This window comes from Pseudomonas sp. REB1044, from assembly GCF_038813925.1.
In the GTDB taxonomy this organism is placed as follows: Bacteria; Pseudomonadota; Gammaproteobacteria; order Pseudomonadales; family Pseudomonadaceae; genus Aquipseudomonas; species Aquipseudomonas boreofloridensis.
Genome location: NZ_CP046139.1, coordinates 3,801,371 through 3,821,702, shown reverse-complemented (window position 1 = coordinate 3,821,702; position 20,332 = coordinate 3,801,371). Strand labels below are relative to the sequence as shown.

Below are 20,332 nucleotides of genomic sequence, written 5' to 3'. Positions count from 1 at the left end.
GCAGATCATTCCTTGATCACACTTTCGCTGGACAATTGAATCAACAACACCCCGATGAAAATCATTGCCACACCCAGTATTCGGTACAGCGTGACCTGTTTTGTCGGCATCCCCATCAAGCCGAAATGGTCGATGATGAGCGAGGTGAGCAATTGGCCGCCAATGACGCAGGCCATGAAACTGGTCGTGCCCATGCGCGGCGATAACAACAACGCGGCGGTGATGTAGATCACCCCGGCAATCCCCCCCACCCAGGCCCACAACGGCAGGCTGGTGGCGGCACCGAGTTGAGGTGCGGGTGCACGCAGCGCCAGCAGTACCGGCGCAATGGCTATCAAACTGATGATCAGCGACACCACCGTGGCCCATAAGGGATGACCGACGGCGCGCCCCAACGCCGCATTGGCTGCGGCCTGGAACGGCACGACTGCGCCTGCGGCTATGGCTGCGCCGACAAGCATCGCGGTAGACATCGAAAGAGGAGTGGTCATTGGCTATCGCTTCATCAGTGGTTGTTTCGGACTTGATTTTGAAATATGAATAGAGGGAATGGAAATTCGTATAACCAACGGATGGTATTCAACGGATGAATAATCTTCGAAGTATCGACCTCAATCTTCTGGTGACCTTGCAGGCACTGTTGGTCGAAAAGCACATCACCCGCGCTGCCTCCCGTTTGCATAAAAGCCAACCTGCCGTGAGCCATGCCTTGGCGCACTTGCGCCGACTGTTCGATGACCCGTTGCTGATCCGCCGCGGCGGGCACCTGGAGTTGACGGCCAGGGCGACCGAACTGCTGCATCCGCTGAACGACGCGCTGGGACAGATCGGCACGCTGTTCGAGCCGCCGCAATTCGACCCGACCAAAGCCAAGCGCGTGTTCCGCCTGGCCATGTCCGATTACGGCTCGCGTGTGCTGTTGCCGGGGCTGACCCGGGCGTTCAGGGCCATGGCGCCGGGCGTGGAATTGCTGGTCAGTCAGGCCAGTCGGGAATCGATGCTGGCCGATGTGCGAGAGAGCGAAGTGGATCTGGCGCTGGGGGTATTCCCTGGTAAACAGTCGGACGAATTGCGCCAGCACACCTTGTTTTCCGAAAGCTTCGTCTGCGTGGCGGACTCCTCCAGCATCCCCGAGAAGGGCATCGCCGACCTCGACGGTTGGCTGAAACGGCCCCATGTGCTGGTGGCCATGCGCGCCGGCAACGACAACGAGGTCGACCGCGCCCTGAGCAAGTTGGGCGTGCAACGCCAGATCAGCGTGGCGTTGCCGCACTGGAGCGTGGCCAGCGACCTGATCGCCGGCACCGACCTGATTCTGACCGTGGCGCGGCGAAGCCTGGACATTGTCGAGCGCGACGGTCGGCTGCGCCTGTTCGAACCCCCGTTCGACATTCCCCAGTTCGACTTCAAGATGATCTGGCACCCGCGCCGCGAATCCGACACGGCGCATACGTGGTTGCGCCAGATGATCATGCGCGTGGCGAATGAGCAATGAACCCGGCGTGAATCAATTCAGCGTCAGCGGTTTTTATCTTTACAACTAACCCAATCCGACAGGCTCGCTCTACATTCAGCTTTTTGCCCACGTCAATGCGCTTGGCGCCTTCGTTCGAAGTGCGCCTTTTTTTATTCATAATCCTAAAGGAACAGGAACTTTCCAAGTGCGTTATTCGTCGCGCGAATAGTCTGGATGCGAACAAAGAATTGGCATTCGTACCGCCTGCGGATAACCCTATTCGCGGCACTTATGGTTTTTATTGTCTTGCACAGGTGCTGGAACTAACAGGGTGCATAGAACACTGTTTTCCAACCACTAAGGAGAGTGAAATGACACTGGAAAGCGCCGAATACAATGTGATTGGCGGGCTGTTCGAGAGCTTTACCGATACCGCCGCCCAGCGCGAGGTGGAAGTTCGCACGATTCTTCATATGGTCGGGGACGTGCACGGCAAGTCGATCCTCGACGTGGCCTGCGGCTTCGGCTATTTCGGCCGTCAACTGCGCCAGCGCGGGGCGCGGAAGGTGGTCGGGGTGGACATCTCGCAAAAGATGATCGACCTCGCCAGGGAAGAGTCCGCGCGCACTGGCGACGACCTCGAATTCCATGTTCGCGATGCCTCGAAGATGGAAAAGCTCGGCAACTTCGACATGGTGGTGGCGGCGTGGCTGTTCAACTACGCCTCGTCCCTCGACGACTTGGAGAAGATGTTCAAGTGCGTCGCCGCCAATCTTTCGACCGGTGGCACTTTAGTGGCTTATACCGTGGAGCCCGACTTCGAACTGGGCCTGGGCAACTTCACGTCCTACGGCGTGAATGTCCGCACCGAAGAACCCTGGGGACCCGGTTATCGCCACCAGGCCGAGTTCGTTACCCAGCCGCCGAGTCCATTCACCTTTTATCGCTGGGGACGTGCCGACTATGAACGCGCGGCGAAGAACGCCGGGTTCAGTTACTTGCGGTGGCAGAAGCCACTGTTGCTCAAGGCGGACGAGCACAAGTACACGCCCGGCTTCTGGGACGTGTTCAAAGACAACTGTTTGCAGACCGGGCTGGTGTGCACGCTGTAACGCGCGCCTATAACAAGAAACGGAGTAGCTCCATGGGACTCATGAGTTTTCATTCTCCCGAGACGTTGCGTCGAGCCAATCCACAGTTGTCGGATCGCGAATTGCTTGGCCTGCCAGCGTCCTTCACCCCCAACCGCACGCTGAACCTGTCGGCGGACAGTTTCGGCGCACTGGTTGCCGGTGGGGTGGCGCACTGGGTCGATTCGCTGGAAAGCCAGGACTGCGCGCTCGCCTATCGCTACACGGCCGGACAGATCCTCGCCAGTGTGGGCGATCCGCGCCTCAATCCGCTGGCCCCGAACATGGTGCTGGTGCCTGAAGCCACAGCGCAGATCGGCCTGGCCTGCGAACGGTTGCCGGCGGTGATGCAGTCGTTGGCCGACCTGAACCTGGACCCGGACTGGATCGCCAAGGAAACCCCTCGGCACGCGGTCGACTTGCCCGCCTACAAGATCGGTCGTTACCCGGTCACCAACCTGGAATACAAAGCGTTTCTGCTCGATTCCCAAGCGCCGCGTATCCCGACCGACTGGTTCCTCGGGCGCTACCCGCTCGAACGCGCCAACCATCCGGTGTCCGGCATCAGCGTCGAAGACGCGCAGTGCTACATCGAGTGGCTGTCGGCCAAGACCGGGCGCGCGTTTCATCTGCCCAGCGAAGCGCAATGGGAGTACGCCGCAGCAGGGCCGCAGGGCCTTCAGTACCCCTGGGGCGAAGACTTCCTGCCCGATCACGCCAACACCGCTGAACTCGGCGTGTTCACCACCACCCCGGTGGGTCTGTTCGCCAATGGCGCTTCGCCATTTGGCTGCCTGGACATGGCAGGCAACGTCGAAGAGTTCGTCGCCGATGACTACCACGCCTATCCCGGCGGTGCGGCCATCGAAGACGACCTGGTGACGGCCGTCGGCACCCATCGAGTCGCCCGCGGCGGCAGCTACTCGCGGTTTCGCGATCTGGCCCGCACCACCCGGCGCCATGGAAAGTTTCCAAGGGATATCTACGTCATGGGTTTTCGTCTCGCTGAAAGCGTGTAGTGACAAGGACCCGTCATGCAGTGTGATCAGAAGAGGGTTGCTCGTATGCCAATCTATAAAGTTAAAAATACCGTGGACATCCCCATCCTCCAGGGGGGCAAGGTCGGTAGTTTCGTGTCCTTCGAAGGGTTTTCGCCCAGCGAAGAACACATCGCCATCGTGGTCGGTGACGTCACCCAGCAAGCGCCGCTGGTGCGGATTCACTCCGAGTGCCTGACCGGCGATATTTTCGGTTCGCACCGCTGCGACTGCGGCGCGCAATTGAACGAAGCGCTCGAGCGCATGGCCGACGAAGGCGGCGTGCTGCTGTACCTGCGCCAGGAAGGACGCGGCATCGGCTTGTACGCCAAGCTGGCCGCCTACCGCCTGCAGGACACCGGACTGGACACCTTCGAGGCCAATCGCCGCCTCGACCTGCCCGAGGATGGCCGCGACTTCGCCATCGCCGCCGGCATGCTACGCGGCCTGGGCATCACCCGTTGCCGGCTGATGACCAACAACCCCGACAAGGTCTCCACCCTCAGAAAGCACGGCATCCAGGTGGACGAGGTGATTTCCACCGGCGTGTTCCTGACCGAGCACAACCGCCATTACCTGGCCGCGAAAATCGCCAAGAAGAACCACGACATCAATTTGGGTCTGGATCGTTCAGCTTAAGGAAAAGTTGCGATGAAACATTTTGCCCCCATCAGCGGCATCGCCAGTTTTGCCGAGCAATACGTTGCCACTGCCGGTTACGACAATCAGGTCATCCTCTGGGATGCGCCGCGTAAACAAGCCTTGCACCGGGTGTTTCACGATCACCTGGCCAATCAATGCGCCTTCAACGCCAGCGGTACGCGCCTGGTCACCGCCAGCAGCGACTACACCGCGCGCGTCTGGGAAGTGCCGTCGATGCGCCTGAAGGCGGCGCTGGTCGGTCACCGCGACGACGTCGAGATGGCCGCCTTCAACCCGGCCGGCGACCGCATCGCCACCTGCTCGCGGGATCACACCATTCGCCTGTTCGAGGCTGAAACCGGTGCCTGCCTGCGCACCCTCGAAGGCCACAGCGCCGACGTGATTTCCATCAGTTGGAGTGCCGACGGCCAGCAACTGGTATCCAGCAGCGACGACGGCACCATTCGCCGCTGGAACGTGCAGACCGGCGAGCAAGTGGAGCGCATCGACCTGGGCGGCGTGGAAACCGACACCATTGCCCTGGCCAGCGACGGCACCATCTTCGCCGGCGACGACGAAGGCCGCCTGACCGTCATCGACGCCAGCGGCACCACCCGCCTGCAGGCCCATGCCGCTGGGGTGAAACGGGTGGTGTGGGACCAGCGCAAGGGTTGGCTGATCAGCCTGAGCTACGACCGCTCGGTGGTGCTGTGGCGCTACGAGGCTGGCACCCTGACGCGCCTGGCGCACAGTTCCCTGCCGAGCATCATCTGGCCGCGCAGTTGCGCGTTCCTGGGCGATGAGCGCATCGCCTTCGTCACCTTCGGCTCCACCTATGCGGTCTGGGATCACACGACCGACACCTGGGACCTGGAGGGCATCGACCACGCCATCAGCCTCAACGCGGTCTCCATTCACAACGGCCACACCTATGCCATCGGCGATGCCGGCAAGCTGCTGATCGATGGTCAGCCCAGCACCCTGATCGGCAGCCTGTGCAACTTCCTGCTGCCCTTCGGCGAGGAAATGCTCACTGGCGGGCAAATGGGGCAGGTCTATGACGCAGTGACTGGCCGGTTGATCCACCAGCATCGCTCGCCGCTCAATTGCGCCACGGCGTTCACCCGGCACGGCGTGGCCCACGCGGCGGTGGGCACCTACACCGGCGAGGCGCTGATCTTCAAACGCGATGCCCAGGGGCAGGCCGAGTTCGTCTGCGAACTGTCGATGCATGACAACGCCATCAAAGGCATTTCCGCCGACGAGGAGTACCTGTTCAGCGTATGCGCCACGGCCGCTGCCGCCTTCCACCGGGTAGACGACTTCTCCCTGGCCCGGCATGTGGAACAGGCGCACGAGCGCATTTCCAACGGCTGCGCCACGGTGCAAGGCGGCTTCGCCAGCATCGGTCGCGACCTCAAGCTGCGTATCTGGTCCGGTGACGCCTCGCAAGTGTACGAGACACCGCATGTGCACTCGGTCAAGTGCATCGCCGCTTCGGCCGACCAGCAGGTGATCGCCACCGGCAGCTATGGCGGCACCGTGGCGCTGTTCGACCTTCAGCAGCGACGCTGGACGCACCGGGTCAAGCCCACCACCAGCGGCATTTCCTGCATCACCTACTCCCCGCAGGACGGCCTGTTCCTGGCCAGTTCCTACGATGGGCAGTTGTACCCCATCTCCGTCAGCGCTTGATGCGCACCCGCGCCGGCCTGCACGGCGGCGCGGGTTTTTCCGTCTGGGGGCTTCATGACCGAACACGCGGATCACCGTTACATGCAGCAGGCGCTGGACCTGGCGCGGCGCGGCAGCTTCACCACCCGTCCCAACCCCATGGTCGGCTGCGTCATCGTCAAGGACGACGTGGTGGTGGGCGAGGGCTGGCATGTGCGCGCCGGCCAGGCGCATGCCGAAGTCCATGCCCTGCGCCATGCCGGCGCCAAGGCACAGGGCGCGACGGCCTACGTGACCCTGGAACCCTGCGCCCACCATGGCCGCACCCCGCCGTGCTACCAGGCGCTCATCGGCGCCGGCGTGGCGCGGGTGGTGGTGGCGTGCGAAGACCCGTTCCACAAGGTCGCGGGCCGAGGCATCGCCGGCCTGCGCGAGGCGGGCATCGACGTGCACGTCGGTGTGCTGCGCAGCCAAACGCAGGCCCTGAACAAAGGCTTCATCAGCAGTGCACGGCGCGGCAGGCCATGGGTAACGCTCAAGCTGGGCATGAGCCTGGATGGTCGAACCGCCCTGGCCGATGGCCAATCGCAATGGATCACCGGCGCGGCCGCCCGCGCCGATGTGCATCGGCTGCGGCGCGAGCACTGCGCGATCCTGACCGGCATCGGCACGGTGCTGGCGGACGACCCCGCCCTCACGGTACGGCTCGATGACCCGCAAGCCTTCGTGCCGCCGTGGCGCGTGGTGCTGGACAGTGCCCTGCGCACGCCGCATACGGCCCAGCTGGTCGATGGCGCCGTGCCCACGTTTATTCTTCATGGTGTGACCGGTGGCCAGGCGCCCCGGGGCGCTGAAGGTATCCAGGTCGCCAGCCAAGGTGGGCGGCTGGACCTGCTCGATTGCCTCACCGCCCTGAACGACCGCGGCGTGCACAGCGTGCTGGTGGAGGCGGGCGCCACGCTGGCCGGTGCGTTGATCCAGGAGGGCCTGGTGGACGACCTGGTGCTGTACGTGGCGCCGAAGCTGCTCGGCAATGGGGCGCGGCCATTGCTGGTGGGCGATTTCGCCAGCTCGCTAACGGCACCGGCAGGGTTGCGCCTGGTGACCGCCGAGGCGGTGGGGGAGGATGTGAAAATCAACTGGCGTTCGCTGCGCTCCGAGTCGGAGTGCTTCGCGCCGTAGCGATCAGGAGGCAGTCATGTCGGTATCCATCAGCCATCTACGTATCGCCCGCCCGGTGTCCGATCTGCAGCGCGCGGTCGCGATGTACCGCGACGGGCTGGGGCTCGAAGTGCTGGGCGGGTTTGAGGATCACGCGGGGTTCGATGGCGTGATGCTGGGCGATCCCGCGCGGCATTGGCACCTGGAGTTCACCCATTGTCGGCGGCAGAAGGTCGAGCCCCGGCACACAGTGGAAGATTTGCTGGTGATCTATGTCGACGGGCTGGAGGCGTTCGAGGCGTTTTGCCTGCGATTGACCGGGAGTGGGTTCGAGCGCGTGGCGCCGTTCAATCCGTATTGGCGGGAGAACGGGGCGACCTTTGCCGATGGGGATGGGTATCGGGTGGTGGTGTCGCGGGTGGCGTGGCTGGCGCTCTTTTCATCCACCCGCGATGCTGCTGCGTCCGCTGCGCAGCCACACCGCTGATGCTCAGGGCACGCGCCAGTGCGTCATGCCGCTGCTACCTGGGTGTGGCTAGTAAGGCTCGAACCTGCCCAGCAGAGCCATTGCCTTGTTGGCTTCCATACACGCCTTTAGAATGGTCGGCCCTCGCAAGGCAGGAAATACCATGTGGTTCATGAGTAAAAAAACGCTCAGTGACGAGCAAGCGACTGCGCTCCATGAGCAGGCCTGGGCGGCGTTTCGCGAGCAGGATCTGGACACTGCGCAGGAGTGCTTCCAGATCCTTGCCAAGGCGTGTCCCGCCGACGCACGCTGGATGAATGGCGTTGGCGCGGTGAGCCTGGCACGTGACGATCGCGCCGATGCCCATCGACACTTCCAGATGGCCGCCGATCGTGATTATCCCGGCAGCCACTACAACCTCGGCATCATGGCCTACCAGGACGGTGATCACGACGTCGCCCGCCGACACTTCCAGAGGGCTGCCGAGCACAATTATCCGGGCAGCCACTACAACCTCGGCAGCATGGCCTTCCAGGAAGGTGATCACGACACCGCCCGCCAATACTTCCAGCAAGCCGCCGAGTACGATTGTCCCCGCAGCCACTTCTACCTTGGCAGCATGGCCCACCAGGATGGCGATCACGATGCCGCCGTCGAGCACCTCAATAACGCCGTGCGCCACGATCATCCTGAGGCGCTGAACCTGCTTGGCGACGTCCATCTGCATGCCGAGCGCTATCCGCAGGCTGAGCAGGCCTACCGGCGCGCGGCCGAGTTGGGCAATGTCGATGGCTACAACAATCTTGGCCTTCTTTACTTGCAGCTCGAAGACTATCAGCAGGCCAAGCAGGCGTTGTTGCAGGCCCTACAATCCGACCACGTCTACGCCCAGCACAACCTGGCTGTGGCCTATCACCGCCTGGGCGAGCTCGAGGAGGCCGAGCGCTGGTACCTGATCTCCTTCTCTCTGCACGGCAACCTGCAGTCGCTGGAGAATCTTGGGCATGTTTATGGCGACAGTGGGCGTGAGGTCGAGGGCCAGGCGCTGATCACGGCCTCCGACAAGCTCTACGAGGATCAGCCTCTCAACGATTACGAGCAGGCGTTGATCGACCGGTTGCTGGCCTGAGCCTCAACGACTATTGAGACGCGCTGGGGTACTGCAGCCATATAGGGTGACCTGAGCCTGCCGCCCGATCAGCAGATCAGCAAGATTGCCGTGCTGACACACCGATCTGTCGACACATCCGGCGAAGTACGCGATGCGCCACCGTATCCCGTACATCAGCATCGCCACTCAGTTCACCGAGCTGGCGTCGAAGTTGGCCGTGCATGTGGGCGGCTGCGCCCGCGCCGCCGGCCTGATAGAGGCCACGAACATCGCAGGCGTGCTGGTGCGCTGTCGCTGATGCAGCGCTTCTCGCGCAACGAGCGCATCGCCATCGGCGCGGTGATGGACGACCAGGACCTGGGCGGGCCGAAAAGCCAGAGCGACGTAGACGACTTTGCGACCTTCTGGTCGATCGCTACTAGCCTTAACTTTTTATTTGTCCCCGAATGCTGCAGACGGCGTGATGCATTTGGTGGTTCTGATGGTAGATGTTCGAAGTATCTGCGGGGATTTGGCTGCGGGAGATTGCAGTCTGGGCGAAGAGGGCGTCACGTGCGGGCGATACTTTGCTAATGGGAATTGTTATCGATAGTGGAACGGTTCCTGTGGGAGTGCAAGATGTGTTTGACCCGATATTGACTGCTATCCGGTCGTAATCTGTGCCATGAGAGGCACCCTCACTCTCTGAGGAGCGGAAGCGTTTATTCGCGTCCGGCTGCTTTCGACCCAAAGCGGTCATAGCTGCAGGCTTGGCCAAGTCTTCAGAAAGCTTAGCCATCCCAGCCTAATCGCTGCTACTGCCCATCAAAATCCATCTTTTACCACCCTGCTGAATATCGAAAGCGAAGTCCCAGAACACTGGGTATGCCGGATGGCCCTTGGTTAGCCAAAATGAAGTTAGGGTGCTGGCCTGGTCTAGGCGCTAATGCGTGAATAGGTCCTCGAGAAGACTCAGGATTTCGGAGCGTTTTGCATCCAGATCCAGTGGGCCGTAACCGCCATCCCCCGCGTGCAGCAGTTGCTCGGTAACCTCAATGCGAGCCCCGCTTGCGGTCACGCAGGACTGCCCGCCGATGATCACTTCGTTACCGGTGGAAAAAGCGAGTTGCTCTTCAAGCGTTCTATCCAGGTCAAAGGGCCCATAGGTGTTGATCCAGACCGAATAGTTGAAACCCTCCAAGAGATGCTCAAGCCTGAGGATTTCGTTTGCACGTAAATCTTGGGTGATACGCATACTGGCTCCTTTAATCAAAGCTTTGAAGCCTACCTGAGAGCTTTCAAGGCGTTCTGGCGCCAGGCCACTCGCAAACCCACAACAGAAGCCTAATTGCTCTTCAGTTACTCGTAAATTTTTCCGCAGTAAAGAAATGTCGCGAACTGCGCCCACAGGTTGGAAGGTGGAAGCCCTTGGCGAATACCAAATTCACTGTCTTCTGCCCAAGATATTGCGGCATCCAGGAAGGCTTCAACGCTGATATTCTCCCAATCGTTGTTTGCGCGCTTATCAGCCGCTAGGGCGTGGACGAAAGCCAAGAAGGTCGTCGCGTCCATGACCTCGGCCAACTGTTCATGAAGGTCCAAGAGTTTCTCCCTCGCTAAGGTAGACGTATATAGGCATTGTCTTTCAGACGCTGAATGACCGCTTGGGGTCGGTACCCGCCGCTCTTAATACTCATCTCCATACGGAGGCCTCAGTCTTATTCCGGCTATGCCGCCATCGAAGTTCCGTCCGCAGGCTTTTATCCTCACCACCTTCTGCCCCCCCAAAACCTGAGCCATCAGCCGATCACTTACCGTCGACCATCGACCAACGTCGCACGCCATACCGACAGTGTTCGCCCCGAGCATGATGCAAGCCGTTGAGCCCACCTATCCTGCCACCCCATCACAGGCGTAACTCCCGAAAACTCCCATCCGATCCCTGCGAGCACTGCACATGTCCATCGAATTCAGACCCGCTCAAGCCTCGGACGCACCCGATATCGCGCGTTTCTTTCAACTGACATCGGAGGGCATGGCCGACTACATCTGGAGCAAGCTCGCCGCGCCTGGAGAAACACTGCTGAGTGTGGGTGCGTCGCGCTATGCCAGGGAGCAAGGCGACTTCTCCTATAAAAACTGCTTGATGGCCACTTCCGAAGGGCGCGTCATCGGCATGATGCATAGCTATGCCCTGCATGAAATCCCTGACAGGCCTGCCGAAACAGACCCGGTGTTGGCGCCCTATGCCGACATGGAAATACCCGACACGTTGTACATATCCAGCCTGGCCTTGGATGAAGCCTGGCGCAGCCAGGGGTTGGGCGTTGAGTTTCTTCGCCATGCCCAGCAGCGTGCCGAGGACGCTGCCCTGAAGGGACTGTGCCTGATCGACTATGCAGAAAACCACGGCGCACGCCGCTTCTACGAGCGCCACGGTTTTCAGATCGTTAAAACCTGCCAGATCGTGCCGCACCCGATGCTGGGCGTAACCGGTGAGGCCTATTTGATGTATCGCCCCAACCACAACCTGATCGAGAACAAACCATGAACAAGACACTGACCGTGTTCCGCGAACTCGATATCCAGCCGGTGCGCGACCTTCCTTTTTTTGAAGAAGTCGTGGAAGGCGATCCTCATACACTGACGTCCAAGTACTATCACGACGAACAGCAAGGTCGCATTTCCGGGGAGTGGGAAGCCAGCACCGGTGCGTGGCGCATCGACTATAAAGTCTGGGAGTTCTGCCATGTCCTGAGTGGACGCTGCGTCATCGAACTCGAGGGTGGCGCCCCCGTCACACTGGCCGCTGGCGACACGTTCATCATCGAGCCGGGCGCCAAGGGCAAGTGGACCGTGCTGGAAGACATGAAAAAGAACTTCGTGATTCTCCTGCCCGCGAACTAGGCACGCGGCCGCTTTATCGAGCGCCACGCCTATCCAGTGTGTGGCGCTCGAGCCTTATTTGGCGTGCCGCAACAGCCTTCTACCTCAGCCCATCCACGATCCGCTTCCCATAAAGCCCAACCGCCAGCCCCGACACGATCAGCACCACCGCAACGATCTTGCTGAATGAAAGCGCCTCACCAAAGACCATCACCGAACCCACCATACCGAACACCGGTACCAGCAGTGATAACGGTGCGATGGTCGAGACGGGGTAGCGCTTCATCAGCGAATTCCACACCCAGTAGCCGAACAGGGTATTGGGGTAGACCTGAAACAGAATGGATAGCACGGCGCTCGAGTCCAGGTGGGTGAGCAGGGCGCGATACCCGCGGGTGCCGTTCACGGCATAGACGAGCGCGAACAGCGCAAGGGGAGAGAACGCGCTGGACCACACCAGAAACGCAAACACTTGGGTGGTCTGCGCTTTCTTGTTGATGACATTCGTCACGCTCCACGCCAATGCGCCCAGCAGCACCAGCGCCAGGCCTGCCATCGTCACGCTGCCGTCGACGATGGAGGCGATGCTGAGCAACCCGCACAGGGCGATGATCATTCCGGCCACCTGGTAGCGCGACACCTGTTCGTTGAAGACCTTGGCGCCCAGCACAAGGGTGAAAAACGCGCTGAACTGCAGTACCAGCGACGCGATGCCCGCCGACAGTCCCGACTGGATGCTTAGATTGACCATCCCCCACAAGCCAACGCCGAACGCTAGTCCATACCCCACCAGGTAGCGCCAGGGCACATCGGGCTTGGGGATGAACAGGATGGTGGGAAGCGCGCAGAGGGTGAAGCGAAGGCCGGCCAGGATGAAGGGATCGACGCTGGCAAGTCCCAGCTTGATCACCGAGAAATTCAGACCCCAGATGGCGGTGATGGAGATGGCGAGCAGCAGGTGTCGGAATTTCATTGCGAGCTTCCTGGGCGGGCGGTTGAGCTGCGGACGGTCAAGCACCACAGGATCAACGCGGCAGCGCTGATCGTGGCGCCCAGCAGGCATACGGCAGGCCATCCCCAGTGCACGTAGACCTGGGTCGCCACGGCCGCGCCGAGTGCGCTGCCGATGGCGTAGAACAGCATGTAGGCGCCGACCATGCGGCTCTGGGCATCCGGTCGTGCGGCGAAAATCAGGCTCTGGTTGGTGACGTGGACGGCCTGGACGGCGAAGTCGAGCACCACCACACCGCATACCAGGGCGATCAGAGAATGCTGGGCGAAGCCGATGGGCAGCCAGGAAAGCGTCAGCAAGACCAGGGCGATAGCGCTGACCCGTTGGCCCAGGCCCCGATCTGCCCAGATGCCGGCCCGCCTGGCGGCCAATGCGCCAGCAACACCTGCCAAGCCGAACAGGCCGATGGATGTGTGGGACAAAGACAGCGGCGGGGCGCTCAGCGGTAGCACCATCGCCGTCCACAACACGGAGAAGGCGGCGAAGACGAGCAGCGCCAGCAATCCCCGAATCTGCAATACCGGTTCGGTCAGTAGCAGCGTGAACACGGAGCGGAGCAGCGCACCATAGGTGCTCCCACGTCGCTGCGGCGGGGCGTCGGGCAAGTACTTGGACAGCACCAGGGTGAGTATCAGCATCAAGCCTGAGGAGAGGCCGTAAACTGCCCGCCAGTCGGCCAGGTCAGCGATCAGCCCTGAGGTAAAGCGCGCCAGGAGAATCCCCAGCACGATGCCGCTGGTGACGGTGCCGACCGCCTGTCCGCGTTCTGACGGCGTCGCCAGCACCGCGGTGTAGGCCATCAGCACTTGAGCGACCACCGCCATCAGACCGACGACCACCATGGCGCCCAGCAGCATCATCCAGGTCTGCGACGCGCCGATCGCCGCGAGCGCGAGGGCGCAGAGTGCTGTCTGGGTGAGTACGAGCCGCTTGCGATCGACCCGATCGCCCAAAGGAACGAGCAGCAGCAGCCCCAGCGCGTAGCCGACTTGCGTCATCGTGACCACGCTACCGATCAGCCCAGGTGCGACGTCCAGGCTTCGAGCCATCGAGGCGAGCAGGGGTTGGGCGAAGTAGACGTTGGCGACGGCCAAACCGCAGGTCACCGATAGCAGCAGCGTGAGTGAAGGGTGCAGGCCAGAGGGGCGCTTGTCATGACGTTGATCGGTGCTTGATGGCATCCGTGATCGTTGGGGTTGCGGTAGGCGACCCTGTGAGGGCTTAAATTCGGCTGTCATAACGCATTCCATCCGGGTAGTCTGGTTGCAAACTGAAACCATTTGGAATCATGGTTTATTCCTGTTTCAAATTGCAACCAGATTTTTGTGGGACGAAGTCACGTGACCTGAAAAGTCCCCTATTTCAGAAGGTAAGAAATGGCTGAGATATCTTCGCCCGATCCTCGGGAATGCCCTGTCGCCCGGTCGCTCGAGGCGATCGGAGATCGCTGGTCGCTGATGATCGTTCGTGATGCATTCGACGATGTCCGTCGGTTCAGTGAATTCCAGAAAAGCCTGGGCGTTGCCAAGAACATCCTGGCATCGCGGCTCAAGGCATTGGTGGAGGTGGGTGTGTTCGACATCCGTCCGGCTTCGGACGGCAGTGCCTACAGGGAGTACGTACTGACGGAGAAAGGACGCGAGATCTTTCCGATTGTGGTCGCCCTGCGGCAGTGGGGCGAGCGGTTCGAGTTCGAGCCGCATGAGACCCGCTCGGTGTTGCTGGATAACGCATCGGGCGAGCCGGTGATGAGGATGGCGGTGTGCTCGGTGAGCGGAGAGGTGCTTGGGCCGGAAGACTGTCATCGGGTCAGGGTGGTCAGCGAGCCATGAACAGCGCATTCACGGTGGCCATAAAGCCATGCGCTTTGATACAAGGCGCTCGGGTACCATGTACGACACGGATGGGTTGCATGTCAGTTCGCGGCCGTATCGGTCGGATGACGGATATGGATTTTTCTCATAACTTATGTTGTTTTTTTAATTTACAGCGGATGGGTCGGTTCATAGACTCGAATAGCCATCCTCTTGGTAAACAATCATCTTTTTTATAAAAACTGCGACGAAGCGCAGTTCGATTTATTGCATGGCAGCGTATGGGTAATACGTTGGCCTCATAGGCGGGATCAAGTTAAAACAATAAAAGCTGGAGTCTTCGATGGGTATCTCAAGCGCAATTGCAGCACCGGGTCAGGAACGTCTCGATGAATTGAAGCTCTATCGCCGTGTGGCCTGGCGGATCTTGCCTTTAACCGTGGTGTGTTATTTTTTCTCCTATTTTGATCGTATCAATATCAGTTTTGCAAAAGCTCAAATGCAGGCGGACTTAGGTCTCAGCGATGCGGCGTATGGTATTGCAGCAAGCATTTTCTTCGTTGGTTATGTGTTATTTGAAGTGCCTAGCACGATAGGCTTGAGAAAATATGGAGCCCCGAGCTGGATTTGCCGCATCATGATCTCGTGGGGTTTGGCGACAGCGGCGCTGATGTTTGCCTCAAGTGAGTATGTACTTTATCTCCTCAGGTTCCTGATTGGCGTCATGGAGGCTGGATTCGGTCCAGCGATTCTTTTCTACTTGGCGTGCTGGTTCCCGCGTAGAAAGATGGCTTCCATTAACGGGCTGTTTTTCCTTTCCGGGCCGATTTCAGGTGCGCTCGGTGCGCCTGTCGCCGGTTTCATTCTCTCGCATATGGATGGCGTCATGGGTCTTGCTGGCTGGCATTGGCTCTTCTTGATGTCGGGTCTCCCTTGTGTATTGCTCGGCCTCGTCACCGTCTGGAAGCTGGATCGAGATATCAGCTCAGCCCGTTGGCTTGCTGCAGAGGAAAAGGCCTATCTTATTGAGCAACTCGGCGATGCTAAAGCAGCGGCTAAGCCAGCGCACGGCTCTGTTCTGAAAGTGCTCATGAGCTGGGAGGTGCTTGCACTTGGCTTGATTTATTTTGTTGTCAAGGTTTCAGCATACGGTATCAATTTCTGGATGCCAGATCTCATCCGCCGTTCTGGCGTTGAAGACTTGACGACGATCGGTTTACTGACCGGAATCCCCTACGCATTCGCCTTTGTCGGAATGCTGATTGTGACACGATATTCTGATCGGAAGGGTAACCGTCGTACGCCTCTATGGGTTTCCTTGACCGTTGCAAGTGTCGGCTACTTTCTGGCGTGTACCTATCCCGAATACCCAGCGTTATTCATGAGTGCGCTGATCTTGGCAACGGCGGGTTCGTTTGTTGCGATTCCTGTGTTCTGGGCTATTCCTCAGACTAAATTCAATGGCCTTGCTATTGCGGCTGCAATCGCGGCGATCAATTCCCTGGGGCAGTTGAGTGGGATCGTGGCACCTTCTGCCATTGGCTTTATCAACGAACTGTCCGACAACAAGTATTTGGGTATGCTCAGTATTGCCCCTGTTTGTCTCGTCGGTGCACTCCTGGTGCTGAAGTTTGTTCCTCGAAAAATTTGATCGATTCCAGTGCGGCGCGTTATGTGTCGCGCTACTTGATCGATCACGCGACCGCATCGCCCATAGGATCAATGCTTTCAAGCCTCGCCTGTTGAGGTCATGAGGAGAGTAAATCCATGGCCTAGGTTGTGATCAGTAAGCGGTTCCGCAGATGACCAGCTCCGGATCACGTTGGCGGTATGACAGACTATTAACATTAAGAAACAGAGAAAGCCCAGCTCAAGCTCGGCTCTCTCCAACGAAATCAAAACTTATACAGGGGTGTGGATTCAATGAAAATTAGGAGATCCCGTATTTTTTTCGTTACAAATTTAGGTTCTTTCCAGGTTGGGCCCTTTTTGTAACCCCCTTTTTCATCGAATGATATATTTTATTTTTTCTCATTTCTTTAACCAGTGATATTAGTTCAGTATTCGATATTTTTTTCCAGCATATGTAGTGCAGTCTCCGTCCAGTTGGGGGTGGGATATCCCATTTTCCCCTCGCCCTGATAAGAATAAAACTATATCGCTGGTTGTTTCGTTCTCAAACATCGTTTTAAAATCAATCACAATCATAGCCTCAAATTTATTAATTGGCAGAATTTAATGCTTCTGGTGTGTTGGTCAAGAGGGTTCGCTACTTGGCTTAAAGTCTTCCAAGGTGGCCGTATGCGTATTTTTCCATATAATGCCATCATCCTCAGGCTCCACTCCATCAGGAACGTTCAATGCTCTGTACCGCTCCAACTCCCTGATGTCATGTGTGTAAAAGCGCTTGTCAGTATCAGTGAAGGTCGCTGTAACGGAAGCCGCTCACCTGTTGCTTGGCGATGGTAATGTTAACTGTGCCGACGCGGGTTATACCGGCGTTTAAAAGCGGCCGTAGCATGAAAGAAGGCCGGCGATCTGGCAGATTGTGGCTCGTCGAAGCACCTATAAATACGTGAGCACACGAAGCGCGCTCTACAAAACCAGACGCAAGCTCGGAGCGCAGGTCGAACATCCATTTCGTGTGATCAAGCGTCAGTTCGGCTATGTGAAAACCCGCTTCTGTGGCTTGGCCAAGAACACGGCGCAACTGACCACGCTGTTTGCCCTGTCGAATCTATGGATGGAGCACCGGCAATTATTGCCTGCTGCGGGAGAGGGGCGCCTGTGAGGGCAGAAAACCAAGGCTTTGCCTTGGTTTTCCAATAATCAGCGACTGAACATCGGTCTTTTCAGCATCCCTCAACCGCCTACTTCCGGCTGATGAGCAACTTGTTCGGAGTTTCCTCAGCGATTGACGTCGACAATCAATCGGCCACGGATCTTCCCGTCCATCAAGTCAACGGCGGCTGAAAGAGCAGACTCAAGGCTAATGTCCTCGGTCATCAATGATAAGGCATCCAGGTTGAGTTGATCAGCCAGTCGTTCCCAAGCTTCGACTCGTCGCTCAAATGGTTGAGTAACACTGTTGATGCCAAGCAGGCTCACCCCTCGCAGAATGAAAGGGGCAACGGTTGCAAGAAAGTCCATTCCCTGAGCCAATCCACATGCGGCCACCAAGCCTTCTGACATCGTGCTTGCGCAGGCATTGGCCAAGGTGTGGCTACCGACTGAGTCGATTACAGCAGCCCATTTCTCTTTTGCCAGTGGGCGTCCAGGGGCAGACAGCTCGGCACGATCAATGATCGTCGTCGCCCCCAGGCTCTTCAGATACGCTTCCTCGCTGGATTTTCCGGTAGCTGCAGTGACGGTGTACCCAGCACCTGCCAGAAGGCTGATTGCGAAGCTGCCGACACCACCTGTGGCGCCCGTTACCAGCACGGGGCCACTGGCGGGCTTCAGTCCATGGCGTTCCAACGCCATCAGGCAAAGCATGGCGGTGTATCCGGCAGTGCCGACTGCCATGGTTTGACGTTCGCTCAAGCGCTCGGGGTGGGGGATCAGCCAGTCGCCGTTCAACCTGGCTTTCTGTGCTAGCCCGCCCCAATGGCTTTCACCCACGCCCCAGCCATTCAAAAGTACGCGGTCGCCTGGCTTATAGCGCGGATCATCGCTTGACTCGACGGTGCCAGCAAGGTCGATGCCCGGCACCATAGGGAAGCTGCGAACAACCGGCCCTCTGCCGGTGATAGCCAGAGCATCCTTGTAGTTCAAGGTGCTGTAGGCGACTTTTACCGTCACGCTTCCGCTTGGCAACTGGTCAGCATTCAGCTCAGTGAGCCGCGCCGAATACTGGTCTTCCTGCTTCTCAATCAGAATGCCTTTGAACATTACCAACCCTCATTTAGACCGATTGTCTTTAAATCGTCGTAAGGAATCACTTGGTGATTCCCGCCAGAAATCCTTGGAAAAAAACGTCGAGGGGACGGACGTGTTGCACAAGACGCGCTCGAAGGACGGCGCCCTCCCACCCAACCCAGAAGAAGGCTGCAAGGGCCCCGCAGTCATGCTCGCAAGATAGGTCTCCCACCTTGACCGCCTCCGTCAGGCAGATAGATAAGCGCTGCTCCCAATCCTGCAGAATCAGCTCCAGCTGTTCACGGAAGCTGTCTGGCAGTACCTGTACCTCTTGCCCAAGATTTCCCACAAGGCAGCCTCTTCGGAACTGGTGCCTAGCCATTCCTAGTTTTGCCTCTTCAACGAAGTTGGACAGCCTTCGTAGTGGAGGCACGCTTAGGTCGCTGAAACAGCGATCCAGCTTCTGAGCAAAGTAGTCTGCATAGCGCTCCAGCACGGCTTGGCCGAAAGCTTCTTTACTTTCAAAGTAGTGATAGAACGAGCCTTTGGGTACTTGGACGCGCTTGAGTACGGTGTCGATGCCGGTGGCAGTAAAGCCTTGCTCAGTGAGGATTTCCATGCCGCAGCGCAGGAGCAGCTCCAGCGTTTCGCCATGCTCACGCGGGACTTTTGGGGGCCGGCCTCTTCGAGAAACAGGTGTAGAGCTATTCATGCGTTGTAATTTAGACCAATCGTCTTTAATGTCAACCCGCCAATAATTCGATCCTCGACCCACTGAGCGCTGGATACGTGATGAAGAAGCGTCTACCCCCCTTGAACTGGCTCCGGGCCTTTGAGGCGTCTGCTCGGCTGCTGAATTTCACCCAGGCAGCTGAAGAGCTCAACCTCACGCAGGCGGCAATCAGTCAACAGGTGAAGAGTCTGGAGTCTCAGTTGGGGGTTGCTCTTTTCAAGCGCCTCGCACGAGGACTTGAGCTCACCGAGGCAGGGAAATCATACTTCCCTGTGGTGAGAGAGTCGGTCGAACGCCTAGCTGCCTCCACAGATGAAATTTTTGGGCAAGGCCACCGAAGGGTATTGATCATCCGAAGTAGTCTGGTTTTCTTCACACACTGGATAGCGCCTCGGCTGCCTCGCTTTCAGGCCCTTCACCCCACCATCAATTTGCGCGTCGCGAGCAGTATCTGGGAAGAAGACTCACAGTTCGATGCCCACCTGGAGATCAGGTATGGTCAAGGACGGTGGCCAGGTATGAAATCCGAGCGCCTGACATGGGACACGTTAGTCCCGGTTTGCTCCCGTGCCTTGATCACGGATGAGCGTCCGCTGAACTGCGCTCAAGACCTTGCGAAACACCAACTGCTCCATGTCCTTGGATACGAAGAAGGGTGGGGATACTGGCTACAGAAAAATAACGCCGAAGCCGTCGATTGTTCGCAGGGACTTCAATTCGACACTCTGATTTCGACCTTGGCGATTGCCGAGTTGGGCCAGGGCGTTGCGTTGGCTAGGTCTTCGCTGGTCAAGCATTTGTTGGATGAGGGTAGGCTCATAGCGCCCTTGGGCGACAGCACTCCGACCAAAGAGGCGTTCTACTTGACGTACTCGGCCCATGGCATGGCCAATCCGAATGCGATTGCTTTCGCACATTGGTTATGTGAGGAGGCGAATGTATTCAGGTTCGTCTAATCATAGAACGTTGAGTTAGCGATGGATGGTAAAAAACAAGCAATAAAAAAAATGGCCCCTCAGGGCCTTTTTTTATTGCTTTTACGACGCCAACAAATTTCTGAAAGTAGTCGCCAGATCGCAGGGCCTGGAGAGATGTCGTCGCCCAGGTATCGGTAGATGCGAAGTCTCAACAACAACAATAACCGCGCCGGCAAACCAAGCTGGCTCCAGGCTACGTAGGATTTTCGTCATGGGACATTCCAAGCAATTGCCTTTGCAAGGCGTCAATGTCATCGATTTCGGACAGTACATCGCAGGCCCTGCAGTCGCGATGATTCTCGCTGATCTGGGTGCTACCGTTGTTCATATCGACCCGCTGGGGGGCCTCTCTGGGATAGCCCAGCGAATGCCACGCTGAACCGCAACAAGCTTTGC

General features: G+C 58.7%; 22 protein-coding genes and 1 pseudogene. 16 read left to right on the top strand and 7 right to left on the bottom strand.

What is annotated here, in order from left to right; all coding sequences use genetic code 11:
- Positions 1-5 precede the first annotated feature (5 nt).
- Positions 6-491, bottom strand: a complete 486-nt coding sequence (locus GKC70_RS17435) for a DMT family transporter (RefSeq protein WP_029612364.1) — start codon at positions 489-491, stop codon at positions 6-8.
- 95 nt (positions 492-586) lie between these two features.
- On the opposite strand from GKC70_RS17435, the gene GKC70_RS17430 reads away from it, so the two are divergent.
- The 9 genes from GKC70_RS17430 to GKC70_RS17390 all read left to right on the top strand — a co-directional run bounded on the left by GKC70_RS17430 (position 587) and on the right by GKC70_RS17390 (position 8,975).
- A complete protein-coding gene (locus tag GKC70_RS17430; RefSeq protein ID WP_342649405.1) occupies positions 587-1,495 on the top strand; it encodes a LysR family transcriptional regulator in 909 nt (302 codons plus the stop codon).
- A 332-nt stretch (positions 1,496-1,827) separates the two neighbouring features.
- Positions 1,828-2,568, top strand: coding sequence for a class I SAM-dependent methyltransferase (locus tag GKC70_RS17425; protein WP_342649404.1), 741 nt, complete (start codon positions 1,828-1,830; stop codon positions 2,566-2,568).
- Between the two features lie 32 nt (positions 2,569-2,600).
- Positions 2,601-3,605, top strand: coding sequence for an SUMF1/EgtB/PvdO family nonheme iron enzyme (locus GKC70_RS17420; protein WP_116887785.1), 1,005 nt, complete (start codon positions 2,601-2,603; stop codon positions 3,603-3,605).
- Between the two features lie 45 nt (positions 3,606-3,650).
- Positions 3,651-4,262: a GTP cyclohydrolase II gene (gene ribA / locus GKC70_RS17415; protein ID WP_342649403.1), complete on the top strand. Its 612-nt coding sequence runs from the start codon at positions 3,651-3,653 to the stop codon at positions 4,260-4,262.
- 12 nt (positions 4,263-4,274) lie between these two features.
- Complete coding sequence (locus tag GKC70_RS17410) at positions 4,275-5,960, top strand: WD40 repeat domain-containing protein (RefSeq protein ID WP_342649402.1); 1,686 nt, start codon at positions 4,275-4,277, stop codon at positions 5,958-5,960.
- Positions 5,961-6,014: 54 nt separating this feature from the next.
- Positions 6,015-7,121, top strand: coding sequence for a bifunctional diaminohydroxyphosphoribosylaminopyrimidine deaminase/5-amino-6-(5-phosphoribosylamino)uracil reductase RibD (gene ribD / locus GKC70_RS17405; protein WP_342649401.1), 1,107 nt, complete (start codon positions 6,015-6,017; stop codon positions 7,119-7,121).
- Positions 7,122-7,137: 16 nt separating this feature from the next.
- Positions 7,138-7,587, top strand: coding sequence for a VOC family protein (locus GKC70_RS17400; RefSeq protein ID WP_304484684.1), 450 nt, complete (start codon positions 7,138-7,140; stop codon positions 7,585-7,587).
- Positions 7,588-7,738: 151 nt separating this feature from the next.
- Positions 7,739-8,695: a tetratricopeptide repeat protein gene (locus GKC70_RS17395; protein ID WP_342649400.1), complete on the top strand. Its 957-nt coding sequence runs from the start codon at positions 7,739-7,741 to the stop codon at positions 8,693-8,695.
- A 133-nt stretch (positions 8,696-8,828) separates the two neighbouring features.
- Positions 8,829-8,975 (top strand): hypothetical protein, encoded by a 147-nt coding sequence (locus tag GKC70_RS17390; RefSeq protein ID WP_155290511.1) that lies wholly within the window; start codon positions 8,829-8,831, stop codon positions 8,973-8,975.
- 624 nt (positions 8,976-9,599) lie between these two features.
- Here GKC70_RS17390 and GKC70_RS17385 read toward each other — a convergent pair.
- Both GKC70_RS17385 and GKC70_RS17380 read right to left on the bottom strand, forming a co-directional pair.
- Positions 9,600-9,911, bottom strand: coding sequence for a hypothetical protein (locus tag GKC70_RS17385; protein ID WP_342649399.1), 312 nt, complete (start codon positions 9,909-9,911; stop codon positions 9,600-9,602).
- A gap of 104 nt (positions 9,912-10,015) precedes the next feature.
- Positions 10,016-10,258 carry a hypothetical protein gene (locus tag GKC70_RS17380; RefSeq protein ID WP_029612354.1) on the bottom strand — a complete coding sequence of 81 codons (243 nt, stop codon included), beginning with the start codon at positions 10,256-10,258 and terminating at the stop codon, positions 10,016-10,018.
- A gap of 355 nt (positions 10,259-10,613) precedes the next feature.
- Between GKC70_RS17380 and GKC70_RS17375 the strand changes: the two genes are divergently transcribed.
- Positions 10,614-11,207, top strand: coding sequence for a GNAT family N-acetyltransferase (locus GKC70_RS17375; protein ID WP_342649398.1), 594 nt, complete (start codon positions 10,614-10,616; stop codon positions 11,205-11,207).
- A complete protein-coding gene (locus tag GKC70_RS17370; protein ID WP_029612351.1) occupies positions 11,204-11,563 on the top strand; it encodes a cupin domain-containing protein in 360 nt (119 codons plus the stop codon). Before GKC70_RS17375 ends, GKC70_RS17370 begins: the two co-directional genes overlap by 4 nt.
- A 79-nt stretch (positions 11,564-11,642) precedes the next feature.
- Here GKC70_RS17370 and GKC70_RS17365 read toward each other — a convergent pair whose 3' ends face one another.
- Entirely contained in the window at positions 11,643-12,515 is an 873-nt protein-coding gene (locus GKC70_RS17365; protein WP_342651546.1) for an EamA family transporter, read from the bottom strand.
- The gene (locus GKC70_RS17360) at positions 12,512-13,735 is read right to left on the bottom strand and encodes an MFS transporter (protein ID WP_342649397.1); all 1,224 of its coding nucleotides are present in this window, start codon (positions 13,733-13,735) and stop codon (positions 12,512-12,514) included. Before GKC70_RS17360 ends, GKC70_RS17365 begins: the two co-directional genes overlap by 4 nt.
- 195 nt (positions 13,736-13,930) lie before the next feature.
- On the opposite strand from GKC70_RS17360, the gene GKC70_RS17355 reads away from it, so the two are divergent.
- From GKC70_RS17355 to GKC70_RS17345, 3 genes and pseudogenes are all read left to right on the top strand, one after another.
- Entirely contained in the window at positions 13,931-14,386 is a 456-nt protein-coding gene (locus tag GKC70_RS17355; RefSeq protein ID WP_342649396.1) for a helix-turn-helix domain-containing protein, read from the top strand.
- Between the two features lie 325 nt (positions 14,387-14,711).
- The gene (locus GKC70_RS17350; RefSeq protein ID WP_342649395.1) at positions 14,712-16,019 is read left to right on the top strand and encodes an MFS transporter; all 1,308 of its coding nucleotides are present in this window, start codon (positions 14,712-14,714) and stop codon (positions 16,017-16,019) included.
- A gap of 774 nt (positions 16,020-16,793) precedes the next feature.
- Positions 16,794-17,159, top strand: a pseudogene (locus GKC70_RS17345) (transposase); the annotation flags it as partial.
- A 116-nt stretch (positions 17,160-17,275) separates the two neighbouring features.
- On the opposite strand, the gene GKC70_RS17340 reads toward GKC70_RS17345, so the two are convergent.
- The gene (locus GKC70_RS17340; protein ID WP_342649394.1) at positions 17,276-18,259 is read right to left on the bottom strand and encodes an MDR family oxidoreductase; all 984 of its coding nucleotides are present in this window, start codon (positions 18,257-18,259) and stop codon (positions 17,276-17,278) included.
- A 46-nt stretch (positions 18,260-18,305) separates the two neighbouring features.
- The gene (locus GKC70_RS17335; RefSeq protein WP_342651545.1) at positions 18,306-18,845 is read right to left on the bottom strand and encodes a TetR/AcrR family transcriptional regulator; all 540 of its coding nucleotides are present in this window, start codon (positions 18,843-18,845) and stop codon (positions 18,306-18,308) included.
- Positions 18,846-19,015: 170 nt separating this feature from the next.
- On the opposite strand from GKC70_RS17335, the gene gcvA reads away from it, so the two are divergent.
- Entirely contained in the window at positions 19,016-19,915 is a 900-nt protein-coding gene (gcvA, locus tag GKC70_RS17330) for a transcriptional regulator GcvA (protein WP_342649393.1), read from the top strand.
- A gap of 232 nt (positions 19,916-20,147) precedes the next feature.
- On the top strand, positions 20,148-20,315 hold the full coding sequence (locus GKC70_RS17325; RefSeq protein WP_342649392.1) for a CoA transferase: 168 nt from the start codon (positions 20,148-20,150) through the stop codon (positions 20,313-20,315).
- The last annotated feature ends 17 nt before the right edge of the window (positions 20,316-20,332 follow it).